Origin of the sequence: Streptomyces sp. NBC_00045 (genome assembly GCF_045041095.1) — a bacterium.
GTDB lineage: Bacteria > Actinomycetota > Actinomycetes > Streptomycetales > Streptomycetaceae > Streptomyces.
The window spans coordinates 2270174-2292255 of record NZ_CP108271.1 but is presented as its reverse complement, the minus strand read 5'-3'; the positions used below and the strand labels follow the sequence as shown (position 1 = coordinate 2292255).

The 22082-nt window shown below is 69.3% G+C and carries 18 protein-coding genes and 1 tRNA gene; 8 read left to right on the top strand and 11 right to left on the bottom strand.

The window, feature by feature from the left end; all coding sequences use genetic code 11:
- Positions 1 to 38: 38 nt before the first annotated feature.
- Entirely contained in the window at positions 39 to 1856 is a 1818-nt protein-coding gene (locus OHA65_RS10810) for a 5'-nucleotidase C-terminal domain-containing protein (protein ID WP_327282913.1), read from the bottom strand.
- Between the two features lie 143 nt (positions 1857 to 1999).
- On the opposite strand from OHA65_RS10810, the gene OHA65_RS10805 reads away from it, so the two are divergent.
- The 4 genes from OHA65_RS10805 (at position 2000) to OHA65_RS10790 (ending at position 5259) form a co-directional block, all read left to right on the top strand.
- Positions 2000 to 2704: an SIMPL domain-containing protein gene (locus tag OHA65_RS10805; RefSeq protein WP_327282912.1), complete on the top strand. Its 705-nt coding sequence runs from the start codon at positions 2000 to 2002 to the stop codon at positions 2702 to 2704.
- Positions 2701 to 3219: a GNAT family N-acetyltransferase gene (locus OHA65_RS10800; protein WP_327282911.1), complete on the top strand. Its 519-nt coding sequence runs from the start codon at positions 2701 to 2703 to the stop codon at positions 3217 to 3219. The genes OHA65_RS10805 and OHA65_RS10800 overlap by 4 nt, the downstream gene beginning before the upstream one ends.
- A 150-nt stretch (positions 3220 to 3369) precedes the next feature.
- Positions 3370 to 4797: a pyruvate kinase gene (gene pyk / locus OHA65_RS10795; RefSeq protein WP_327282910.1), complete on the top strand. Its 1428-nt coding sequence runs from the start codon at positions 3370 to 3372 to the stop codon at positions 4795 to 4797.
- 69 nt (positions 4798 to 4866) lie between these two features.
- The gene (locus tag OHA65_RS10790) at positions 4867 to 5259 is read left to right on the top strand and encodes a RidA family protein (protein ID WP_327282909.1); all 393 of its coding nucleotides are present in this window, start codon (positions 4867 to 4869) and stop codon (positions 5257 to 5259) included.
- Between the two features lie 433 nt (positions 5260 to 5692).
- On the opposite strand, the gene OHA65_RS10785 is transcribed toward OHA65_RS10790, so the two are convergent.
- Positions 5693 to 5767, bottom strand: a tRNA-Leu gene (locus OHA65_RS10785).
- A gap of 98 nt (positions 5768 to 5865) precedes the next feature.
- Here OHA65_RS10785 and OHA65_RS10780 point away from each other — a divergent pair.
- Positions 5866 to 6516: a response regulator gene (locus tag OHA65_RS10780; RefSeq protein ID WP_327282908.1), complete on the top strand. Its 651-nt coding sequence runs from the start codon at positions 5866 to 5868 to the stop codon at positions 6514 to 6516.
- 65 nt (positions 6517 to 6581) lie between these two features.
- On the opposite strand, the gene OHA65_RS10775 is transcribed toward OHA65_RS10780, so the two are convergent.
- The 8 genes from OHA65_RS10775 to OHA65_RS10740 all read right to left on the bottom strand — a co-directional run bounded on the left by OHA65_RS10775 (position 6582) and on the right by OHA65_RS10740 (position 16619).
- The gene (locus OHA65_RS10775) at positions 6582 to 7298 is read right to left on the bottom strand and encodes an ABC transporter ATP-binding protein (protein WP_327282907.1); all 717 of its coding nucleotides are present in this window, start codon (positions 7296 to 7298) and stop codon (positions 6582 to 6584) included.
- On the bottom strand, positions 7295 to 8464 hold the full coding sequence (locus tag OHA65_RS10770) for an ABC transporter ATP-binding protein (protein ID WP_327285609.1): 1170 nt from the start codon (positions 8462 to 8464) through the stop codon (positions 7295 to 7297). The genes OHA65_RS10775 and OHA65_RS10770 overlap by 4 nt, the downstream gene beginning before the upstream one ends.
- A gap of 5 nt (positions 8465 to 8469) precedes the next feature.
- Positions 8470 to 10194, bottom strand: coding sequence for a branched-chain amino acid ABC transporter permease (locus tag OHA65_RS10765; protein WP_327282906.1), 1725 nt, complete (start codon positions 10192 to 10194; stop codon positions 8470 to 8472).
- A gap of 5 nt (positions 10195 to 10199) precedes the next feature.
- A complete protein-coding gene (locus OHA65_RS10760) occupies positions 10200 to 11132 on the bottom strand; it encodes a branched-chain amino acid ABC transporter permease (protein ID WP_327282905.1) in 933 nt (310 codons plus the stop codon).
- Between the two features lie 125 nt (positions 11133 to 11257).
- A complete protein-coding gene (locus OHA65_RS10755) occupies positions 11258 to 12493 on the bottom strand; it encodes a branched-chain amino acid ABC transporter substrate-binding protein (protein WP_327282904.1) in 1236 nt (411 codons plus the stop codon).
- 532 nt (positions 12494 to 13025) lie between these two features.
- A complete protein-coding gene (locus OHA65_RS10750) occupies positions 13026 to 13436 on the bottom strand; it encodes a hypothetical protein (protein WP_327282903.1) in 411 nt (136 codons plus the stop codon).
- 384 nt (positions 13437 to 13820) lie between these two features.
- The gene (locus tag OHA65_RS10745) at positions 13821 to 14294 is read right to left on the bottom strand and encodes a hotdog fold thioesterase (protein ID WP_327282902.1); all 474 of its coding nucleotides are present in this window, start codon (positions 14292 to 14294) and stop codon (positions 13821 to 13823) included.
- 54 nt (positions 14295 to 14348) lie between these two features.
- Positions 14349 to 16619: an FdhF/YdeP family oxidoreductase gene (locus OHA65_RS10740; protein ID WP_327282901.1), complete on the bottom strand. Its 2271-nt coding sequence runs from the start codon at positions 16617 to 16619 to the stop codon at positions 14349 to 14351.
- A 132-nt stretch (positions 16620 to 16751) separates the two neighbouring features.
- Between OHA65_RS10740 and polA the strand changes: the two genes are divergently transcribed.
- Positions 16752 to 19472, top strand: a complete 2721-nt coding sequence (gene polA, locus OHA65_RS10735) for a DNA polymerase I (protein ID WP_327282900.1) — start codon at positions 16752 to 16754, stop codon at positions 19470 to 19472.
- A 43-nt stretch (positions 19473 to 19515) separates the two neighbouring features.
- Here the strand turns inward: polA and OHA65_RS10730 are convergent, their stop codons facing one another.
- Positions 19516 to 20406 carry a DUF4184 family protein gene (locus OHA65_RS10730; RefSeq protein ID WP_328762401.1) on the bottom strand — a complete coding sequence of 297 codons (891 nt, stop codon included), beginning with the start codon at positions 20404 to 20406 and terminating at the stop codon, positions 19516 to 19518.
- Positions 20407 to 20571: 165 nt separating this feature from the next.
- Between OHA65_RS10730 and OHA65_RS10725 the strand changes: the two genes are divergently transcribed.
- Positions 20572 to 21825: a lytic transglycosylase domain-containing protein gene (locus OHA65_RS10725; RefSeq protein ID WP_329313202.1), complete on the top strand. Its 1254-nt coding sequence runs from the start codon at positions 20572 to 20574 to the stop codon at positions 21823 to 21825.
- A gap of 104 nt (positions 21826 to 21929) precedes the next feature.
- Positions 21930 to 22070: an SPW_0924 family protein gene (locus OHA65_RS10720; protein ID WP_327282897.1), complete on the top strand. Its 141-nt coding sequence runs from the start codon at positions 21930 to 21932 to the stop codon at positions 22068 to 22070.
- The last annotated feature ends 12 nt before the right edge of the window (positions 22071 to 22082 follow it).

Below are 22082 nucleotides of genomic sequence, written 5' to 3'. Positions count from 1 at the left end.
CCACAACAGGACCCGGCCACCCACCAGAACGAAACCGACTAGAACACCGGCACCCCGGCCCGAGTCAGCCGCCACTCCACCGACGCGAACTGCGCCGGATCGATCGTCCCCTTCGCCTTCACCCACTGGATGATCGTGTTACGGATCTCCTCCGAATTCGCCCACACCTGCTTCGCCTGCGGCACGTGCGGGAAGTTCCCACCACCCGACGCCCGGTAGTTGTTCACCGCCAACACGAACCGCGCCGCCGGATCGACCGGCCGCCCACCGAACGACAGGTTCACGATCCGCGACCCCGCCGGCTGCGCGATGTCGATGTCGTACGCCAGCCCGTACACCGCGTCATAGTTGTAGTCCGGCGTCGCCTCCGCATTCGTGACCTTCGCCGGATCCACCACCTCACCCGGAGCCGTCCGCACGTAATACCGCGCCGAGAACTCCAAATAATCCTTCAGCTGCGCACCCGTCAGCACCCGCGCCTCAAGGGTGTTCTCGAACGGATACAGCCCCGCCGCATCCTTGATCGTCACCTGACCCGCCGGAATCGCCGCCGTCCGCGAGAAACACGACGCCTGCGACAGCACCGGTAGCGCCGCGTACTCCCCGCCCGCCAGCGCCGCCTTCACCGTCTCCACCTGAACATGACTGATCAGATCGATGATCGCGACGTCCTTGACCGGCCCCTCCGCCGACGACATCGCCTGCGTCGACGTACCGATCACCTGATTGACGTACGCCACGACCTTCGCGTGCTCGTCCGACAGCAGCCGCACGATCTTCGGGTCCTCGACCGCCGTGTTCGAGTTCAGCACCTTCGCCGACACCTTCGCCACCGACCAGCAGCCCTTCGACCACGACAACTCGAAGTCGAACAGCGTCAGACGCTGACCCCACTTCAACGGCTCCGACAGCACCACGTCCTTGCCCGTCGCCTTGTTCTTCACCCGGTACTCCGGGATCTCCGTGTGCGCATGCCCCACCAAGATCGCGTCGATCCCGGGCACCTGCTCCGCCACCAACGCCGCCGCGTTCTCGATGTACGGCAACTGGTCCCCGTACGACGACGTACCACTCGAACCCGAATGCGCCGACACGATCACCACGTCCGCACCCATCGACCGCAGCTTCGGCACGTACTTCGCCGCCTGCTCCTCCAGCCCCGGGAACGTCATCTTCCCCTGCACGTTCGCCTTGTCCCAGATCGCGATCCCCGGGTTCGTCAACCCCAGCACCGCCACCTTCACATCCCGCCCGTGCGGCGTCCGCAACCGGTGCATGCTGTACGGCGCGAACGCCGGCCGCAACGTCTTCGCATCCAGCGCATTCGCCCCCAGCAGCGGAAAATCACACTGCTCCTCGAACTTGCGCAACACCGGAATGCCGTAATTGAACTCGTGGTTCCCCAGCGCCGCCGCGTCGTACCCGATCGCGTTCATCGCCTGCGCCATCGGGTGCACCGGACCCCGCCGCGCGGTGATCGGATCCACCTTCGCGTAGTAGTACGACAGCTGCGTCCCCTGGATCGTGTCACCCGCATCGATCATCAGGGTGTTGCAACGCCCCTTCTCCGCCCGCACCTGGTTCACCAGCGTCGAGATCTTCGCCAGACCGACATCGTTGTGCGCCTTGTCGTCGAACTCCTTGTCCGTGAAGTAGTCCCAGTTGAAGACGTTCCCGTGCAGATCGGTCGTGCCCATCACCGTGAACGAGTACGTCCGCGACCTCCCCGCCGCCTCCCCAGCAGCACCCGAAACCTCCCCGGCCGCAGCAGCCGGAGAGCTCGTGGCCCCCGTCAGCGCGACAGCCGCACCCGTAGCGGCCGAAGTGCCCAGAAACGTCCTACGGTCGAACGCCATGCCATCTCCCCTTGTGAGGCGTGAACAACGCACGTTAACAACGCGCGTAGATTCTGGCCGATGGGCCGCAACCGACAACACCCCCACCAGGTTTCGATCCGATGACCACCGGCCCACCCACACGACAGTGCGACAGTGAAACCATGACCCAAGACCCCGCACACCAGCCCTACGGAACCCCCGAAGTGCCCCGCGTAGCCGTCCGCGGCGAAGCCCACCTCGAAGTCGACCCCGAAATCGCCCGCATCGGCATCACCGTCACCGCCCGCGGCACCGACCGACGCACCGCACTCGAAGACCTCACCCGCCGCAACAACACCGTCCTCGACCTCATCAAGAGCTACGGCGACGAAATCGAAAAACTTGAAACCGGCGCCTTCTCCATCAACCCCGAACTCACCCGCCACGGCCGCGCCGAACGCATCCGCGCCTACCACGGCCGCGTCCACATCACCGCCGAACTCGCCGACTTCACCGCCCTCGGCGAACTCACCACCCGCCTCGCCGACCTCGAACTCACCAGCATCGACGGCCCCTGGTGGGCACTGCGCCCCACCTCACCCGCCCACGGGGAAGCCCGCCGCCAAGCCGTACTCGAAGCCGTCCAACGCGCCCGCGAATACGCCACCGCCCTCGGTGCCAACCTCGCCGCCCTCGTCGAACTCGCCGACCTCGGCGCCGAAAACACCCTCCCCTACCAAACCGCAGCCCCCGGCACCGGCATGCGCACCATGGCCTTCAGCACCACCGACGAAACCGCAGCCCCGCCCCTCGACCTCGAACCCCAACGCCAAATCGTCCACGCCCAGGTCAATGCCCGCTTCACCATGACCCCTCCCCAGCTGTGAACGCCCCCGCCGACCAGCCGGGCACCTGGAACCTGGAGCCCCTCCGCGCCGACCACGCCCCCGCCCTCCTCGCCTTCGAACAGGAGAACCGGGCCTACTTCGCACGCGCCATCCCCGACCGCGGCGACGCCTACTTCACCGAATTCACCACCCGCCACCACGCCCTGCTCGCCGAACAGGACACCGGCCTCTCCCGGTTCCACCTCGTCATCACCCACGAGGGAGCAGTGGCGGGCCGCGTCAACCTCCTCGACATCGAAGACGGCAGCGCCGAACTCGGCTACCGCATCGGCGAACGCGCCGCCGGCCGCGGCCTCGCCACCGCCGTCGTCGCAGAAATCTGCCGCCTGGCCACGACCGCGTACGGCCTCACCCGCCTCACCGCAGTCACCACCCTCGACAACCCCGCCTCCATGACCGTGCTGACACGCAACGGATTCACCCAGGTCGCGACCCCCACCATCGACGGCCGCCCCGGCATCCGCTACGAGCGCCCCCTCACCCCCGCGACCTGACCCAAACCACGCACGGAACGTGCTCCGGGGGTGCTCATCGGAGCACCCCCATGCACATTCAACAATTGTCAACAACCTTTTGCCCAACGGTTGTTGAGTGGACACCCGGAACCAATTTCCTACTGCCTGGTAGGGGCATACCCTCGCCCCATGCGCCGAGCAAAAATCGTATGTACCCTGGGCCCCGCCACCGACTCATACGACCAGATCAAGGCCCTGGTCGAAGCCGGAATGGACATCGCCCGCCTCAACCTCAGCCACGGCACCTACGCCGAACACGAAGACCGCTACCAGCGCGTACGCAAAGCCGCCGACGAAACCGGCCGCAGCGTCGGCATCCTCGCAGACCTTCAAGGCCCGAAGATTCGCCTCGGCCGATTCGTCGAAGGCCCCGTACTCCTTGAACGCGGCGACGAATTCACCATCACCGTCGAAAACGTCCAAGGCGACCGCCACACCTGCGGCACCACCTACAAAGGCCTCGCCGCCGACGTCACCACCGGCGAACGCATCCTCGTCGACGACGGCCGCGTCACCCTCGAAGTCACCGCAGTCGACGGCCCCCGCGTCCGCACCACCGTCATCGAAGGCGGCATGGTCTCCGACCACAAAGGCCTGAACCTCCCCGGCGTAGCCGTCTCCGTCCCCGCCCTCTCCGAAAAAGACATCGAAGACCTCCGCTGGGCCCTACGCACCGGCGCCGACGTCATCGCCCTGTCCTTCGTCCGCAGCGGCCGCGACATCGAAGACGTCCACCGCATCATGGACGAAGAAGACCGCCGCCTCCCCGTCATCGCCAAGATCGAAAAGCCTCAAGCCGTCGAAAACATCGACGACATCGTCGCCGCCTTCGACGGCATCATGGTCGCCCGCGGCGACCTCGGCGTCGAAATGCCCCTCGAACAAGTCCCCATCGTCCAAAAGCGCGCCGTCAAACTCGCCAAGCGCAACGCCAAGCCGGTCATCGTCGCCACCCAGATGCTCGACTCGATGATCGACAACTCCCGACCCACCCGCGCCGAAGCCTCTGACGTCGCCAACGCAGTCATCGACGGCACCGACGCCGTCATGCTCAGCGGCGAAACCAGCGTCGGCAAATACCCCATCGAAACCGTCAAGACGATGTCCCGCATCGTCGAAGCGGCCGAAGAAGACATCCTCGCCAAGGGCCTCCCACCCCTCACCGAACGCAGCAAGCCCCGCACCCAAGGCGGAGCCGTCGCCCGCGCAGCCGCCGAGATGGGCGACTTCCTCGGCGCCAAATTCCTCGTCGCCTTCACCCAGAGCGGAGACACCGTCCGCCGCCTCTCCCGCTACCGCTCACCCATCCCCCTCCTCGCCTTCACCCCCGACCCCGCCACCCGCTCCCAACTCAACCTCACCTGGGGCGTCGAAACCTTCCTCGGCCCCCACGTCGACTCCACCGACGCCATGGTCGCCCAAGTCGAAGAAGAACTCCTGCGCATCGGCCGCTGCGTACCCGGCGACGTCGTCGTCATCACCGCCGGCTCGCCCCCCGGAGTCACCGGATCCACCAACCTGGTCCGCGTCCACCACATCGGCGACCCCGTACGCTGACCCGCGCACGCGCACGCCACCGCGTCGGGCCCCTCCCGCCCGACGCGGCCGCTCTGGGATCATGCCGCCATGGACCACACGCGCCAGACCATCGGCTCCGGCTCACCCCTCGAACCCCGCATCGGATTCTCCCGGGCCGTCCGCAAGGGCCCCCACGTCGCCGTCGCCGGCACCGCCCCCATCGGGGACGACGGAACCACCGTGGGACGCGGCGACGTCCACGCCCAGACCGCGCGCTGCCTGGACATCGCGGAAGCCGCACTGAAGGCGGCGGGAGCCTCGTTGGAAGACGTCATACGGACCCGCATCATGCTCACGGACATCACGAGCTGGGAGGAAGCCGCCCGCGCCCACGGAGAGCGCTTCGCGGACATCCGCCCGGCCTGCACCTTCGTCGAGGTCTCCCGCTTCATCGACCCCGACTGGCTCGTCGAAGTCGAGGTCGACGCCGTCCTCGGCTGAGGTGGCTAGTACGTCGGCCCGATGTGGACACGTTGAAGGGGTCGCTGCCGCGGGCCAGGACCGTCCACTGGACCCCGAGGGCGGTCAGCGTGTCCGTACACGGCTTAAGTACCGCGGATACTCGTACCGCTTGCCGTTCCGCACGGTCCAGTTGGTGATCCGACACCCGCGGAGTGGATCAGCCCCCGCACGAACTCCCTCGGTGCTGCGGCACGTAGACCTCGTCGCCGGGGCGGACGGCCGTGATGGCCGCGCGGCATTGCTCGATGAGCCCGGGTTGGCGAGCAGGTCCAGCGCGTGCCTGCGGGTGGCCATGTCGTACATGCGACCGACGCTGCCGTGCAGCATTCGCTCATGTGGCGCATTTTGATGCGCTTCGCCGGAAAGAGTGATGGTCACGCGAAAATCGCGTGACCATGGAATCTAACGAAAGTGCCCCAGGTGGGATTCGAACCCACACTGTCCGCTGTTTGAGAGCGGCCTCTCTGACCAGTTGGAGTACTGGGGCCTAAGAAACGAAGGCTCAAGCGAGCCCTACGCGAGACCACCTTACCGCAGCTAGGTAGGCTCAGGGGAGTTTGTTATGCCCCGCACCGAGGAGCCATCGTGACCGCCGAGCACGAGTCGACGCCCACGCCCGACGCCGACCAGTCGCACGTTCCGCCGCTGACGACCCGCGTCGTCATCGCCGAGGACGAGGCGCTCATCCGTCTCGACCTCAAAGAGATGCTCGAAGAGGAGGGCTACTCCGTCGTCGGCGAGGCCGGCGACGGGCAGACCGCCGTCGAGCTCGCCCGGGAGCACCGCCCCGACCTGGTGATCCTCGATGTGAAGATGCCGGTCCTGGACGGGATCTCCGCGGCCGAGAAGATCGCGGAGGAGTCCATCGCGCCGGTGCTCATGCTGACGGCGTTCTCGCAGCGCGACCTCGTCGAGCGGGCGCGGGACGCCGGTGCCATGGCGTACCTGGTGAAGCCGTTCAGCAAGAGCGACGTGGTGCCGGCCATCGAGATGGCGGTGTCGCGGTTCGCGGAGCTGCGGGCGCTGGAGAAGGAGGTCGCTGACCTCTCCCAGCGGCTGGAGACGCGCAAGCTCGTGGACCGGGCGAAGAGCATTCTGCAGACGCAGTACGGGCTGACGGAGCCGAATGCGTTCCGGTGGATCCAGAAGACGTCGATGGACCGTCGCATGTCGATGCAGCAGGTTGCCGAGGCGGTCATCGAGGACGCGGAGGAGAAGAAGAACGCCGCGAAGTAGCGGGTGCGTGTACGCGTGAGGCCCGCCACCGGGTTGCGGTGGCGGGCCTCTGGCGTTGTACGGGATCAGTCCTCGCCGAGGTAGGCCTTGCGGACGTCCTCGTTGTGGAGGAGTTCCTGGCCGGAGCCGGAGAGCACGATCTTGCCGATCTCCATCACGTGGGCCTGGTCGGCCAGGGAGAGGGCGGCCTGGGCGTTCTGCTCGACGAGCAGGATGGTGGTGCCCGTGGCCTTGAGCTCGGCGATGGTCGCCATGATCTTCTGCATCATCAGCGGGGAGAGGCCCATGGAGGGCTCGTCCAGCATGAGGAGCTTGGGCTGGGACATGAGGGCCCGGCCCATGGCGAGCATCTGCTGCTCACCGCCCGAGAGGGTGCCGGCGGCCTGCTTGCGGCGTTCGCCCAGGATGGGGAACATCTCGTAGGCGCGCTCGATGTCCTTCTCGATGCCTTCCTTGTCGCTGCGGAGGAAGGCGCCGAGCTGGAGGTTCTCGGCGATCGTCAGCCGGGGGAAGATGTGGCGTCCCTCGGGGGAGTGGGCGAGGCCCAGGGAGACGATCTTGTGGGCGGGGACCTGCGCGAGCGGCTTGCCGTCGAAGGTGATGGTGCCGCCGGCGGGCTTGAGCAGGCCGGAGAGGGTGCGCAGGGTGGTGGTCTTGCCGGCGCCGTTGGTGCCGACGAGGCAGACGATTTCGCCCTGGTTGACTTCGAAGGAGATGCCCTTGACGGCTTCGATCTTGCCGTAGGCGACCTTGAGGTCCTTGACCTCTAGCAGTGCGGTCACTTGGGGTCTCCGTCCGTGCTGGTGGTGCTGGTGGTGCCGGTGGCGCTGTCTGCGTCGGCCGCGGCGTCCGCCGTGGTTTCGGCGTCGGCCGCAGTTTCGGCTTCTGCCGGTGCGTCGGCCTCAGCGTCGGCCTCAGCCTCAGCCTCGGTGTCGGCCTCGGCCTCAGCGTCGGCCTCGGTGTCGGCCTCAGCCTCAGCCTCAGCCTCGGTGTCGGCTTCGGCGTCGGCCTCGGCTTCGGCGTTCGCCTCGGTCTCGGCCGGTGCTTCGGTCTCAGCCTCAGCCTCAGCCTCGGTCTCGGCTGCCGCGTGCACTTCGGCGGCTTCGACGGCGGCGGCCTCGGCTGCGCCGGGGTCGCCTTCGAAGGGCTCGCCGAGGTAGGCGGCGATGACGCGCTCGTCGCCCTGGACCTCGGCCGCGGTGCCTTCGATGAGCTTCTCGCCCTGGACGAGGCAGGCGACGCGGTCGCAGAGGTTGAAGATGAAGCGCATGTCGTGCTCGATGACGAGGACGGCGATGCCCATGTCGCGGATGGCGAAGATGAGTTCTTCGGCAGCGCGGGTTTCCTGCGGGTTCATGCCGGCGGTGGGCTCGTCGAGGAGCAGGAGGCCGGGGTCGCTGGCGAGGGCGCGGGCGATTTCGAGCTTGCGCTGCTCGCCGTAGGGGAGGTTCTTGGCGAGGTGCTGTGCCTTGTGCTCCAGGCCGATGAACTCCAGGAGTTCCATGGCGCGGGCTTCGCTGGCGGCTTCGGCCTTCTTGAAGCCGGGGCCGCGCAGGAGCGCGGACCAGAGGCCTTCCTTGGTCCGGGTGTGGCGTCCGACGAGGACGTTCTCCAGGACGGTCATGTTGGAGAAGAGCCGGATGTTCTGGAAGGTGCGGGCGATGCCGGCCTTGGTGACGAGGTGGGGCTTGGGCGGCAGGACGGTGCCCTTGTAGCTGACGGTTCCCTCGGTGGGGATGTACAGCCCGGTGAGGCAGTTGAAGAAGGTGGTCTTGCCGGCGCCGTTGGGGCCGATGAGGCCGACGATTTCGCCTGCGTTGACCTGGAGGTCGACGGAGCGGACGGCGGTGAGGCCGCCGAAGCGCATGGTGACGCCGCGGGCTTCGAGGACGGTCTCGCCGGCCGGGGTGGCGGCGGGGGCGGTGGTGGTGTCGGTGGTGGTCGTCATGGTGTTCACGCACCAGCCTTGGCGGTGGCCAGGTCCGTGGGGGCCTGGTCAGCGGTGTCGTCGTGGTACTCCAGCTGCGCGCGCTTGTTGGCGATGAGGCCTTCGGGGCGGAAGCGCATCAGGATGATGAGGGCGATGCCGAAGCCGAGGAGCTGGTAGTCCTGGAGGAAGGACAGCTTGGCCGGGATCAGGAAGAGGAGTGCGGCGCCGAGGATGGGGCCGCGGATGGTTCCCATGCCGCCGAGGATGACGGCGGCGAGGAGGAACGCGGAGTTCGGGGGCACGGGGCCGGCGAACTGGTACATCTCGGGGACCACGGTGTGCTGGACGTGGGCCTGCACGGTGCCGGCGAGGCCGGCGAGGGTGGCGCCGAGGGCGAAGGCGATGAGCTTGACGCGGAAGCCGTTGATGCCCATGGCGGTGGCGGCGGTCTCGTCTTCGCGGATGGCGACCCAGGCGCGGCCGATGCGGCTGCTGCCTGCGCGGCTGAAGACGACGACCACGACGACCATCGCGAGCAGCATCAGCATGTAGTAGTTGGCGTAGGCGCCGAGCTGGATGCCGAGGACGGTGTGCGGTTGCCCGAAGTTCCAGCCGAAGATTTCGAGGTCGGGGATGTTGGTGATGCCGTTGGGCCCGTTGGTGATCTTGGGGCCGGAGACGCCGTCGAGGTTGCCCATGGCGATGCGGAAGATTTCTCCGAAGCCGAGGGTGACGATGGCGAGGTAGTCGCCGCGCAGGCGCAGGGTGGGTGCGCCGATGATGACGCCGAAGACGAGTGAGGCGAGGGCGCCGGTGAGGACTGCGGCCCAGAAGGGGAAGTGCACGTGGAAGGCGGAGGATGCGCTTCCGGACACGAGGGCTGCGGTGTAGGCGCCGACGCCGAGGAAGGCGACGTAGCCGAGGTCGAGGAGGCCGGCGAGGCCGACGACGACGTTGAGGCCGAGGGCGACGGTCGCGAAGATCAGGATGTTGACCGCGATCAGCGTGTAGGTGTCGCCGCCCTGCTGGGTGAGGGGGAAGGCGATCGCTGCGACGAAGGCGGCGATGACGGTGATCTGGCGGTTGTTCGCGGTGATGTCGCTCAGGCGCTGGGTGAGGCCGGACTTCATGACCGCGAAGGAGGCGAACGCGACGAGGATCAGGTACGCGGTGAAGAGCTGCGGTTCCTTGTCGTCGGTGCCGATGCCGAAGGTGATCACGTAGAGGCCGACGGCGAAGACGGCGACGATGATCAGGATTTCGGCCCAGGAGGACAGCTTCTTCGCCGGGGCGGCCTTGCGGGCGTCGTCGGGGAGCTTGTACGCGGCGAGGACCGGGACCAGGCTTCCGAGGAGGGCGACGTAGGCGCCGGGTTCGAGGTGGACGAATCCGCCGAGGACCCAGGCGATGGCGACGACCGTGTAGAAGGTGGTCGCGAAGGTGCCGAGGGAGAGGATCCACACGGCCTTGCGCGAGCCGGCGGGGGTGAGCCAGCCGAGGCCCTTGATGCCGAGGGCGGAGAGCGCGTGCAGGGCGGTGAGGACGGCGCCGACCAGGGTGAGGAGCTGGAGCTGGGCGGGGTTGCCGTTGATGGTGAGGTTGCCCGGGAACTCGGTGGTCCAGGTCCAGGCGAGGAAGGCGCTGACGACGGTGAGAAGGCTGCCGCCGATGATCGCGTAGAGCAGTGCGGTGCGGGAGTTGGCACCGGAGGCTTCGACGTCGAGCGGGAGGGTGGCTTCGTTGGTCATGGTTGTCACGCCCTATCCGCGACGCGCTGGCCGAGGAGGCCTTGTGGCCGCACGAGCAGGACGACGATGAGGAGTACGAAGGCCCAGACGTTGGACCAGGCTCCGCCGCCGAGCTGCTGCATGCCCGGGATGTCTTCGATGTAGGCGATGGAGAGGGCCTCGGCGAGGCCGAGGACCACGCCGCCGACCATGGCGCCGTAGATGTTGCCGATGCCGCCGAGGACGGCTGCGGTGAACGCCTTGAGGCCGAGGATGAAGCCCATTTCGAAGTTGATCTGGCCCTTGTCGAGGCCGTAGGCGACGGCGGCGACGGCGGCAAACGCGGCACCGATGGCGAAGGCCATGACGATGATGCGGTCGGTGTTGATGCCCATCAGCTTCGCGGTGTCCGGGTCCTGCGCGGTGGCCTGCATGGCGCGGCCGCTGCGGCTCTTCTGGACGAAGGCGCCGAGGGCGAGCATGCAGAGGGGGGCGAGGATGAGGACGAAGGCGTCGGAACGCTGGATGGAGAGGCTTGAGGTGATCTTGAAGGCTTCGCCGGTGAATTCGGGGAAGCTGACGGCCTTCTTGGCGTCGGGGTAGAAGCCCCAGACGAGCTGCTGAAGGACGATGGAGAGGCCGATCGCGGTGATGAGCGGTGCGAGTCGGGGGGCGCTGCGAAGGGGGCGGTACGCGAAGCGTTCCGCCGCGGTTGCGACGGCTACGGAGGCGATCGCGCCACCGATGATCATGAGCGGTATCGCCACCAGCAGGGAGGTGCCGCTTGGGAGGGCGGCGTAGGTGGTGACGGCGCCGAAGCCGCCGATCATGAAGATCTCGCCGTGGGCGAAGTTGATGAGCTGGACGATGCCGTAGACCATGGTGTACCCGATGGCTATGAGGCCATAGAGGGCACCGAGGGCAAGGCCGTTGGCCAGCTGTTGCGGCAGTTCGTGCACCGCAGGGCCTCCGATGTGCGTGTCGGATATGAGTCCGCGCGAGGGCGCTGTTTGCGCCCTCGCGCGGCGTGGTTCATTTGGGGAGGATCAGGCCGGGGCCTGGGACTTCGGGTGGTGCGGGGTGACTACTGGTTGAAGGTGTCGCTCTTGACGTCGACCCACTTGCCGCCCTCGACCTTGTAGACCGTGAGCTGCTTGTTGGTGGTGTCGCCGTACTCGTCGAAGGCGACCTTGCCGGTCACGCCTTCGAAGGAGACCTTGCTGAGGGCCTCGACGACCTTGGCGCGGGCGTCGGTGGGCAGCTTGCCGCTGTTGGCGGCGACGACGGCCTTGACGGCCTGGATGACGGACCAGCCGGCGTCGTAGGAGTAGCCGCCGTAAGCCGCGTAGGGGTCCTTGTAGCCGGCGGCCTGGTAGTCGGCGATGAAGGTCTTGGCGGTGGGGAGCTTCTCGACCGGGTAGCCGATGGAGGTGGAGAGGTCGCCCTCGTTGGCCTCGCCGGAAGCGGTGATGAAGGCGGGGTCCTGGATGCCGTCGCCGCCCATGAGCGGGATGTTGGCGCCGGTCTTCTTGACCTGGTCGGCGAGGAGGCCGCCCTCGGGGTACTGGCCGCCGAAGTAGACGGAGTCGGCGCCGGAGGACTTGACCTTGTCGGCGGTGGAGGAGAAGTCGGTCTCCTTCACGGTGACGTGGTCGGTGCCGACGACCTCGCCGCCGAGCTTCTTGAACTCGTCGGAGAAGATCGCGGCGAGGCCGGCGCCGTAGGTCTGCTTGTCGTCGACGACGAAGACCTTCTTCTTGCCGGCGTCCTTGAAGAGGTACTGGGCGGCGAACTTGCCCTGGACCACGTCGGTGGCGGCGGTGCGGAAGTAGGTCTTGAAGGGGCGCTTGAACTCGCCCTTGCCCCAGTTGTCGCCCTGGCTGAGCGAGGGGTTGGTGTTGGCGGGGGAGACCTGCGCCAGGTTGGCGGAGCCGAAGACGCCCTGCATGGACTGGGCGACGCCGGAGTTCAGGGGGCCGACGACGCCGATGACGTCCTTGTTGCCGACGAGCTTGGTGGCGTTGGCCTGGCCGGAGGCCGGGACCGCCTGGTCGTCGAGGGCTTCGACCTTGAACTCGATGCCCGGGACCTCGTTGTTCTTGTTGGCCGTCTTGGCCGCGAGGTCGACGGAGTTCTTGATGCCCTGGCCGAGCGCGGAGAGCGAGCCGGTAAGGGGGGCGTCCACGCCGATGACGACGACGGTCTTGGAGCCGTCGGCCTTGTCCCCGCCCTTCGCCTCGTCGCGCGAACCGCAAGCGGTGAGGGTCAGTGCTCCCGTGGTGATCACGGTGGTGAGGACGAGCAGAGAACGGTGTCGCACGATTCTTCCTTTCCCTGGCGCGGCCCCCTCAAATGAGGTGCCGTTGGGTCGCCGGGCCGCACTGGGATGTTCACGGCCGTGCTGGTCGCGCCCTGCGGCGCGGTGACTGGCCGTGACTCTAGGCCGAGGTGGCGAGTGCGGGGAGCAGGGAAAGGAGGATGTGACTGTCTTGTTATGCCGAGGCCAAGAATGTGTGGCGGGAGTACGGACAGATCGGGCGTTTGGCGACTTCGATGATTGTCCGCATCGTGAGAATTCCCCGTTCCTCTAAGGGGCTTGAGGGCCTCATGCTCCTGTCATTGATCAAAACGGGCAGAAGGTCGCTGGCTGTGTCCGAAAGAATCCGGCGGGTTGCATTCCGCCGGGGAAAAAGGGGATTCTGTGGGGCGTCGGCATTACTGAGGGTAATTTTTCCCCTTGATCCACTTCGAGGGGATCGACCTTGGTCCCGGGTTCCGAAGGGCCTGCGACCTGCGGATGGGCCGATCACCGCCGGGTGCCCGGAAGCCGGACAGCGTGCGCGGGATTCCGGTCACCCGTCCGGGCTCGGGGGTCGCCAGTTCTCGGAGCTCCAGGTGGCCCCGTTCTGCTCGGCGCAGCGCTGCGCCACGAACCGGTCGATCAGCTCAAGTGCCTTGTCCAGACCGGCAGTTCGCTCTTCGGTGCGGCCTGCGGCGACCGCCTCCTCGTGGATCGCGTACTGATCGTTGGACAGGCCCTTCTGCTCCCAGTCCAGCCCGGCCCACTTGCTGCCCTTGAGGGTCTCTTTCGCCCAGTAGGACACCAGACTTGTGCAGATCTGTGCGGGCGAGGAAGGGCTGGAAACGGGCGTTGACGGGGTCTGCGGGGCGGGTGGTGCGGATGTGGAGCATCCGGACAGGGCGAGCGCAGTGAAGAGTGCGGTGACGCCGTACCGGGCCGCGATGCGTGGCTGGGTCCCCATGAGGGGACGGTAGGCCGTCACCTTCGGTGACACAACAGTCGTTGCGGCGGCAGTCGCGGACTGGCGGATTCCGGGCGGTTGCGGGGCCGCAGGAGGTGGGCGGGGCGCCCGTACGGGCCGGCCCGTACGCGCCGCAGGCCGTCGCGGGCGGTTCCTGTACCTACCCGGGTGGCGGCTCGTCTACGCCTCACGGGCCGGCCGGGACGGGCCACGGGGTCGGTGCGCATGCGTCGCAGCCCGGTTCCCGCCCCGCCGCAGGGGCCGGTCCGTGCGCGCCGCAGGGTAGGCCCGTACGCGCTCCATGGCCGGCCCGTACGTGCCGCAGGCCCGGATCCGGGCCCTCTGCGGGGCGGGATCCGGGCCTGCGGGCTCGTGGCGGGCGGGTCAGGCCCCGGCGGCGGCGGGGTCCGCGTCGCGCAGCAGGCAGGTCAGCCGGGCGCTGCACACCCGCCGGCCCTCCTCGTCGCTGATCACGATCTCGAAGGTGGTGGTGGAGCGGCCGCGGTGCACGGGGGTGGCGACGCCGGTGACCGTGCCGGAGCGGACGCCCCGGTGGTGGGTGCAGTTCAGGTCCACGCCGACGGCGACCTTGGTGATGCCGCCGTGCATCATCGCTCCGACCGAGCCGAGGGTCTCGGCCAGTACGGCGGAGGCCCCGCCGTGCAGCAGCCCGTACGGCTGGGTGTTGCCCTTGACCGGCATGGTGCCGACGACCCGCTCGGCCGAGGCTTCGAGGATGCGGATGTCCATCCGCTGGCCCAGGTCGCCTGCCGAGAACAGCGCGGGCAGGTCGATGCCCAGGGCCGCGTACTCGTCGAGGACCTCCTGCGGGAACTTCACAGCGTGCTGCTCACCCATGGGCGGGCTCCGTTCGTCAACGATCGTTAACCATCTTGTCCTGGAGTCGTTCTATCAGGCCGGTTCGAAGCGCACGACGACGGACTTGCTCGCGGGGGTATTGCTGGTGTCCGCGGTGGAGTCGAGCGGGACCAGCACGTTCGTCTCGGGGTAGTAGGCGGCCGCGCAGCCCCGGGCGGTCGGGTAGTGCACGACGCGGAAGCCGGGCGCGCGCCGCTCGACGCCGTCCTTCCACTCGCTGACGAGGTCCGTGTACGAGCCGTCCGCGAGCCCGAGCTGCGCGGCGTCCTCGGGGTGGACCATGACGACGCGACGGCCGCCGGTGATCCCGCGGTAGCGGTCGTCGAGGCCGTAGATGGTGGTGTTGTACTGGTCGTGGCTGCGCATGGTCTGCAGCAGCAGCCGGCCCTCGGGGATGGTGGGGTACTCGACGGGCGCGGCGGTGAAGTTGGCCTTGCCGGTCTTGGTGGGGAAGCGGCGTTCGTCGCGGGGGGCGTGCGGGAGGCGGAAGCCCTCGGGGCGGGCGGCGCGGGCGTTGAAGTCCTCGAAGCCGGGGATCACGCGGGCGATCCGGTCGCGGATGGCGGCGTAGTCCTGCTCGAAGTCCTCCCACGGGGTGGCGGAGGCGGCGCCGAGGACGGCGCGGGCCATGCGGGCGACGATCGCGGGCTCGGAGAGCAGGTGCGGGGAGGCGGGGGCGAGGTTGCCGCGGGAGGCGTGGACCATGCCCATGGAGTCCTCGACGGTGACGAACTGCTTGCCGCTCGCCTGTACGTCCTTGTCGGTGCGGCCGAGGGTGGGCAGGATCAGGGCGCGCCGGCCGGTGACCGCGTGGGAGCGGTTGAGCTTGGTGGAGACGTGGACGGTCAGGGAGGCGCGGCGGATCGCGGCCTCGGTGACGTCGGTGTCGGGGGTGGCGCCGACGAAGTTGCCGCCCATCGCGAAGAGGACCTTGGCGTCGCCGTCGCGCAGGGCCTCGATGGAGCGGACCACGTCGTAGCCGTGGCCGCGCGGCGAGGTGATGGCGAATTCCTTGTCGAGGGCGTCGAGGAACGCGGGCGCGGGGCGTTCGAAGATGCCCATGGTGCGGTCGCCCTGGACGTTGGAGTGGCCGCGGACGGGGCAGACGCCGGCGCCGGGGCGGCCGATGTTGCCGCGCAGCAGCAGGAGGTTGACGACCTCGCGGATGGTGGCGACGGAGTGCTTGTGCTGGGTGAGGCCCATGGCCCAGCAGACGATGGTGCGCTCCGAGGCCAAGATCATGGCCAGCGCCTGCTCGATCTCGGGCCGGGTCAGGCCGGTGGCGGTGAGGGTCTCGGCCCAGTCGGCGTTCTCGGCGGCGGCCGCGAGGTCCTCGTAGCCGTGGGTGTGCTCGCGGATGAAGGCGCCGTCGGTGGCGCCCTCCGTCTCTATGACGAGCTTGTTGAGGAGGCGGAAGAGGGCCTGGTCGCCGCCGATGCGGATCTGCAGGAAGAGGTCGGTGAGGGCGGTGCCCTTGAGCATGCCGAAGGGGTTCTGGGGGTTCTTGAACCGTTCCAGGCCGGCCTCGGGCAGCGGGTTCACCGAGATGATCTTTGCGCCGGCGGACTTGGCCTTCTCCAGGGCGGAGAGCATGCGAGGGTGGTTGGTGCCCGGGTTCTGTCCGGCGACGATGATCAGGTCGGCCTGGTGGAGGTCTTCGAGGGAGACGCTGCCCTTGCCGATGCCGATGGTCTCGGTCAGGGCGGATCCCGAGGACTCGTGGCACATGTTGGAGCAGTCGGGCAGGTTGTTGGTGCCGAACTCGCGGGCGAACAGCTGGAAGAGGAACGCGGCCTCGTTGCTGGTGCGGCCCGAGGTGTAGAAGAGGGCCTCGTCGGGGGAGCCGAGGGCGGTCAGTTCCTCGGCGATGATCTCGAAGGCCCGCTCCCAGGAGACGGCCTCGTACCGGTCGGCGCCCTCCGGCAGGTACATCGGCTCGGTGATGCGGCCCTGCTGGCCCAGCCAGTAGCCGGAGCGCCCGGCGAGGTCGGCCAGGGAGTGCTCCGCGAAGAAGTCCGGGGTGACCCGGCGCAGCGTGGCCTCTTCGGCGACGGCCTTGGCACCGTTCTCGCAGAACTCGGCGGTGTGCCGCTCGTCACCCTCGGGCCAGGCGCAGCCCGGGCAGTCGAAGCCGTTCTTCTGGTTGACCTTGAGCAGGGTGCGCGCGGTACGGGCGACGCCCATCTGCTGCTGGGCTATGCGCAGGGTGTGCCCGATCGCGGGCAGGCCGGCGGCGGCGTGCTGGGGGGGCGCGACCTGCGGCGCGTCCTGTGCGGGATCACCTGCGGGCGGCTTGGTGGCCATGTCGCTCCCCTTTGAGCAGTCGAGCATCGCAGCGCGGCGGCTGCGCGTATCCGGGTAGGCGTCCGATCCTGTCATGCCTCGTGGACATCACCGACGCCGGAATTGTCACTGGGGCCGCCTAGGATCGGGTGCGTGGCAGAGAACGCATCGAAGAAGACCGACCAGACGACCGCAGCGGACCGCCCCCGCCTGATGCTCATGGACGGGCACTCCCTGGCGTACCGGGCGTTCTTCGCGCTGCCCGCGGAGAACTTCACGACCGCGACCGGCCAGCCGACGAACGCCATCTACGGCTTCGCGTCGATGCTGGCGAACACGCTGCGCGACGAGGCGCCCACGCACTTCGCGGTGGCGTTCGACGTCTCGCGCAAGACGTGGCGTTCGACGGAGTTCCCCGAGTACAAGGCGAACCGGTCCAAGACCCCGGACGAGTTCAAGGGGCAGGTCGAGCTGATCGGTGAGCTCCTCGACGCGATGAGCGTGCCGCGGTTCGCGGTCGACGGCTTCGAGGCCGACGACGTGATCGCCACGCTGGCGACGCAGGCGGAGGCGCTCGGCTTCGAGGTGCTGATCGTCACCGGTGACCGGGACTCCTTCCAGCTGGTGTCCGAGCACACCACCGTGCTGTACCCGACGAAGGGCGTCTCCGAGCTGACCCGGTTCACTCCGGAGAAGGTGGAGGAGAAGTACGGGCTGACCCCGCAGCAGTACCCGGACTTCGCGGCGCTGCGCGGCGATCCGTCCGACAACCTGCCGGGCATCCCCGGTGTCGGTGAGAAGACCGCCGCGAAGTGGATCACCCAGTTCGGGTCGTTCGCGCAACTCGTGGAGCGCGCCGAGGAGGTCAAGGGCAAGGCCGGGCAGAACTTCCGGGACCACTTGGAGGCCGTGAAGCTCAACCGGGTCCTGACCGAGATGGTCAAGGACGTGGAGCTGCCCAAGACGCCGGCCGACCTGGCCCGCGCCCCGTACGACCGCTCCGCGGTGACCGGCGTGCTGGACGTGCTGGAGATCCGCAACGCCTCGCTGCGCGAGCGGCTGCTGGCGGTGGACCCGGGCGCGGCCGAGGAGGAGGCTCCGGCTCCGGCCGCGGGGGTGGAGCTCGACGCGAGCGTGCTGGGTGCGGGCGAGCTGGCGCCGTGGCTGGCGAGCCATGCGGGCGGGCCGCTCGGCGTCTCCACCGTGGACAGCTGGGCGCTGGGCCAGGGCAATGTCGCCGAGATCGCGCTGGCCGCGGCCGGTGGCGCCGCCGCCTGGTTCGAGCCGTCCGCGCTGGACGAGGCCGATGAGCGGGCGTTCGCGGCGTGGGCCGCCGATGCGGCGAAGCCGAAGGTGGTGCACAACGCCAAGGGCCTGATGCGCGTCTTCCCCGAGCACGGTTGGACCCTGGCCGGCGTCACCATGGACACCGCGCTGGCCGCGTACCTGGTCAAGCCGGGCCGCCGCTCCTTCGCGTTGGACGTGCTGTCCAACGAGTACCTGCACCGCGAGCTGCAGCCCGCAGCCGCCGACGGCCAGCTGGCGTTCGGCGCGGATGAGACCGCCGAGGCGGAGGCCCTGATGGCGCAGGCCCGCGCCGTCCTCGACCTCGGCGACGCGTTCACGGGCAAGCTCGCCGAGGTCGGCGCCGCCGAGCTGCTCCATGACATGGAGCTGCCCACCTCGCAGCTGCTGGCCCGGATGGAGCGGGCCGGCATCGCCGCCGACCGCGATCACCTGGAGGCCATGGAGCAGCAGTTCGCCGGAGCCGTGCAGCAGGCGGTGAAGGAGGCGCACGCGGCGGTCGGGCACGAGTTCAACCTCGGCTCGCCCAAGCAGCTCCAGGAGGTCTTCTTCGGCGAGCTGGACCTGCCGAAGACGAAGAAGACGAAGACCGGCTACACCACGGACGCGGACGCGCTGGCCTGGCTGGCCACGCAGACCGACCACGAACTGCCGGTGATCATGCTGCGGCACCGGGAACAGGCCAAGCTGCGCGTCACCGTCGAGGGCCTCGTCAAGACGATCGCCGCCGACGGCCGGGTGCACACCAGCTTCAGCCAGACCGTCGCCGCGACCGGACGGCTGTCCTCCACCGACCCGAACCTGCAGAACGTGCCGGTGCGCACCGACGAGGGCCGCGCCATCCGCCGGGGTTTCGTCGTCGGCGAGGGCTTCGAATCCCTCATGACCGCCGACTACAGCCAGATCGAGCTGCGCGTCATGGCGCACCTGTCCGAGGACGAGGGCCTGATCGAGGCCTTCCTGTCCGGGGAGGACCTGCACACCACCGTCGCCTCCCAGGTGTTCGGCGTGGAGCGCTCCGCGGTCGACGCGGAGATGCGGCGCAAGATCAAGGCGATGTCGTACGGGCTCGCGTACGGGCTGTCCGCGTTCGGTCTCTCGCAGCAGCTGAACATCGAGCCCGCCGAGGCGCGGGGCTTGATGGACACCTTCTTCGAGCGGTTCGGCGGGGTCCGGGACTACCTGGGTCGCGTCGTCGACGAGGCCCGGGCCACCGGCTACACGGCGACGGTCTTCGGGCGTCGCCGGTACCTGCCCGACCTCAACAGCGACAACCGGATGCGCCGCGAGGCGGCCGAGCGGATGGCGCTGAACGCCCCGATCCAGGGCACCGCCGCCGACATCGTCAAGGTCGCCATGCTGCGCGTGGACGAGGCGATCGGCGCGGCCGGCCTGAAGTCACGGATGCTGCTCCAGGTCCACGACGAAATCGTGCTGGAGATCGCCCCGGGCGAGCGGAAGCAGGTCGAGGAGCTGGTGCGCCGCGAGATGGGCGCCGCCGTCGAGCTCCGCGCGCCGCTGGACGTGTCGGTGGGCGTGGGCGCCGACTGGGAGTCCGCCGCGCACTGATGCCGTGGCCGGAGCCGGGCCGGCTCCGTGACGCCCGTCCCCGCTACCCGGCGGGGGCGGGCGTCCGCGTGTGCGCGTCGGCCGGCTCGGATTCGAACTGCGGCTGCGGCCCCGGCTGCGGGCGGCCGGGGCCGCGGTGGCGCAGCCGGACCAGCGCCGCGAACAGCAGCAGCCCCACGGCGAGGCCGCCGCCGGCGCCGAAGCAGACGGTCGGGACGATGTCGAGCGGGCTCTTGATCCGGTCGTAGAAGGTGAAGAAGCGGATGACCCGCAGCGTCACCCCGGCCGCGACGCATGCCGCGATCAGGGCGTACGAGGTGGCCAGCGCGGCCCCGCCGAGGACCGGGACGGACGCGGGTGCGGGCCGGTCCGGCAGCCGGCGTACGGCCGTCACCGTGAACCAGAGCAGGGCGACGGCGGCGAGCGCCGAGGTCCCGTACTGGAGGAACGTGTACAGGGGGTACCCGAAAGCGAGCGGCTCACCGAGCCGGGGCAGCAGGTTCGTCCCCCACCGGTCCAGGTGCGTGAAGCTGTCCCACACCACGTGGGTCAGGGAGCCGGCGACCGCCGACAGGTAGAACCACAGCGCCAGCCGCACCGGCCGGCGACCGCCCCGCCACGGCTCGCCCCGCAGCAGCGTGTGGATCCGGCCTTGCCGGACCCGCGGCAGGAGCGCCACCAGCGGCTCGCGCAGCAGCACCCAGAACGCGGCGAGTGCGGCCGTCAGCACCGCGTCCGCGGTGAACACACCGGGCAGCGAGTGGGTGAACCCGCCGTACTGCATGACGCCCCCGACGACCGCGTCCGCGAAGTAGAACGTGTCCGGCGCGAACGAGCCCAGGACGAGGGCCGAAGCGACCAGCGGTCCACGGGCGCGCCCCGCCCGCCGGACGGCCGGCAGCACGGCCGCCGCATGGCTGAGGGTGAACGGCATTGCATCTCTTCCTTACTTCGGGCCAATGCGCCCCGAACGGGTCGGGACAGTATGCGTGACCTGCGCGGAACGTGGGGGAGTCGTGAAATCCGGGCAGCGATCGGTGCACTGTGAAGGGACCTGACGTATGGTCACGCCGACGTCGAGGGGGAGGGGGCCCGACTCATGTCGGTTCGGAAGACGACGCGGTTGACGCAATGGTTCACGGCCGGGTTCGGACGCGGGCTGCGCAGGGGCGGAGCCGCCGCCGTGACCTGTGCGGCCGTGGTCGCCGCGGTGACGGGTTCCCAAGCCCCGCCCGGGGAGCGGACGGCCGCGGCCGGCGAGAACGGCGCGCACGGCGCACGGACGTCGCAGCCGGCCGGATCCGGCGGGGATTCCGCCTACTTCACGGAACTCCCGCCCCCGGCCGGCTCCGAACCCCCGGCGGTGGCGCTCCCGCAGGACACCACGGCCGCACAGGGCGGGCCGGGCGTCGACGCCGCGGTGCACGACGAACCCGTGGCCATGGGCGGCGGGGAGGGTGCGCAGGGCATACCGGCGACCGTCCTGGCGGCGTACCGGATGGCGGAGCAGCAGGTGGGGCGGACCGACCCCGGATGCGGACTGCGCTGGCAACTCCTCGCGGCGATCGGCAAGGTCGAGTCCGGGCAGGCGGGCGGCGGGCGCGTGGACGCCGCCGGCACCACGCTGCGGCCGATCCTGGGCCCGGTGCTCGACGGGAACGGCTTCGCGAACGTCCGCGACACGGACGGCGGGCAGTACGACGGGGACGCCACCCACGACCGGGCGGTCGGGCCCATGCAGTTCATCCCGTCCACGTGGGCGACTTGGGGCCAGGACGCGGACGGGGACGGCCGACGCAACCCGAACAACGTGTACGACGCGGCCCTCGCGGCCGGCCGCTACCTGTGCGCGGGGACCCGGGACCTGCGGCTGGCCGCGGATCTGGACCGTGCGGTGCTCTCGTACAACCAGTCCGCGGAGTACCTCCGGACGGTGAAGTCCTGGTTCACGTACTACCTGAAGGGCGCGCACGAGATCCCGAACGCCACCGGCACCCCGACCCCGGACCCGAAGCCGAGCCCGACGCAGACTCCCACCCCGAGCCCGAGCCCGAGCCCGAGCCCGAGCCCGACCCCGACGCCGACCCCGACGCCCACTCCGACGCCCACGCCGAGCCCGACCCCGACCCCGACGCCGAGCCCGACCCCCAGCCCGATTCCGACGCCGACTCCCACCCCGAGCCCGACGCCGACGTCGACGCCCAAGCCGACCCCGAGCCCGACGTCGACGCCCAAGCCGACCGCGACCCCGACCCCGACCGCGACTCCTACGCCGAAGCCGAGCCCGACGGCGAGCGCCAGCTCCACCGCGTCCCCGAAGCCGAGCCCGAGCCCGTCCCTCCGCACCCCTTAGGAGGGCGTGGCGGTCCGGCGGTGCCGGTCCAACGGTTCTCATCTCGGCTCCGCGTTGCTACGGTGCCTCCGCCCTGACACCCCATCAGATTCCGGAGGCCCGGCATGCGCGCACTCGTCGCCGCCGCCATCGGGCTGGTTGCCGCGCTGGCCCTCGTGTTCGCCATCACGGCGTTCGGGGTGCCCGAAGGCAAGACCTCGCCCAAGCCGCTGCTCACCACCGCGCCCGCCGCGCCCGGAAAGTAGAGGAGGCCCGGC

What these genes read in the sequence shown, in the direction of transcription:
- OHA65_RS10810 (WP_327282913.1), bottom strand. Translation starts at nt 1,856, where the DNA reads ATGGCGTTCGACCGTAGGACGTTTCTGGGCACTTCGGCCGCTACGGGT.
- OHA65_RS10805 (WP_327282912.1), top strand. Translation starts at nt 2,000, where the DNA reads ATGACCCAAGACCCCGCACACCAGCCCTACGGAACCCCCGAAGTGCCC.
- pyk (WP_327282910.1), top strand. Translation starts at nt 3,370, where the DNA reads ATGCGCCGAGCAAAAATCGTATGTACCCTGGGCCCCGCCACCGACTCA.
- OHA65_RS10790 (WP_327282909.1), top strand. Translation starts at nt 4,867, where the DNA reads ATGGACCACACGCGCCAGACCATCGGCTCCGGCTCACCCCTCGAACCC.
- OHA65_RS10770 (WP_327285609.1), bottom strand. Translation starts at nt 8,464, where the DNA reads ATGACGACCACCACCGACACCACCACCGCCCCCGCCGCCACCCCGGCC.
- OHA65_RS10765 (WP_327282906.1), bottom strand. Translation starts at nt 10,194, where the DNA reads ATGACCAACGAAGCCACCCTCCCGCTCGACGTCGAAGCCTCCGGTGCC.
- OHA65_RS10750 (WP_327282903.1), bottom strand. Translation starts at nt 13,436, where the DNA reads ATGGGGACCCAGCCACGCATCGCGGCCCGGTACGGCGTCACCGCACTC.
- OHA65_RS10745 (WP_327282902.1), bottom strand. Translation starts at nt 14,294, where the DNA reads ATGGGTGAGCAGCACGCTGTGAAGTTCCCGCAGGAGGTCCTCGACGAG.
- OHA65_RS10740 (WP_327282901.1), bottom strand. Translation starts at nt 16,619, where the DNA reads ATGGCCACCAAGCCGCCCGCAGGTGATCCCGCACAGGACGCGCCGCAG.
- OHA65_RS10730 (WP_328762401.1), bottom strand. Translation starts at nt 20,406, where the DNA reads ATGCCGTTCACCCTCAGCCATGCGGCGGCCGTGCTGCCGGCCGTCCGG.
- OHA65_RS10725 (WP_329313202.1), top strand. Translation starts at nt 20,572, where the DNA reads ATGTCGGTTCGGAAGACGACGCGGTTGACGCAATGGTTCACGGCCGGG.
- OHA65_RS10720 (WP_327282897.1), top strand. Translation starts at nt 21,930, where the DNA reads ATGCGCGCACTCGTCGCCGCCGCCATCGGGCTGGTTGCCGCGCTGGCC.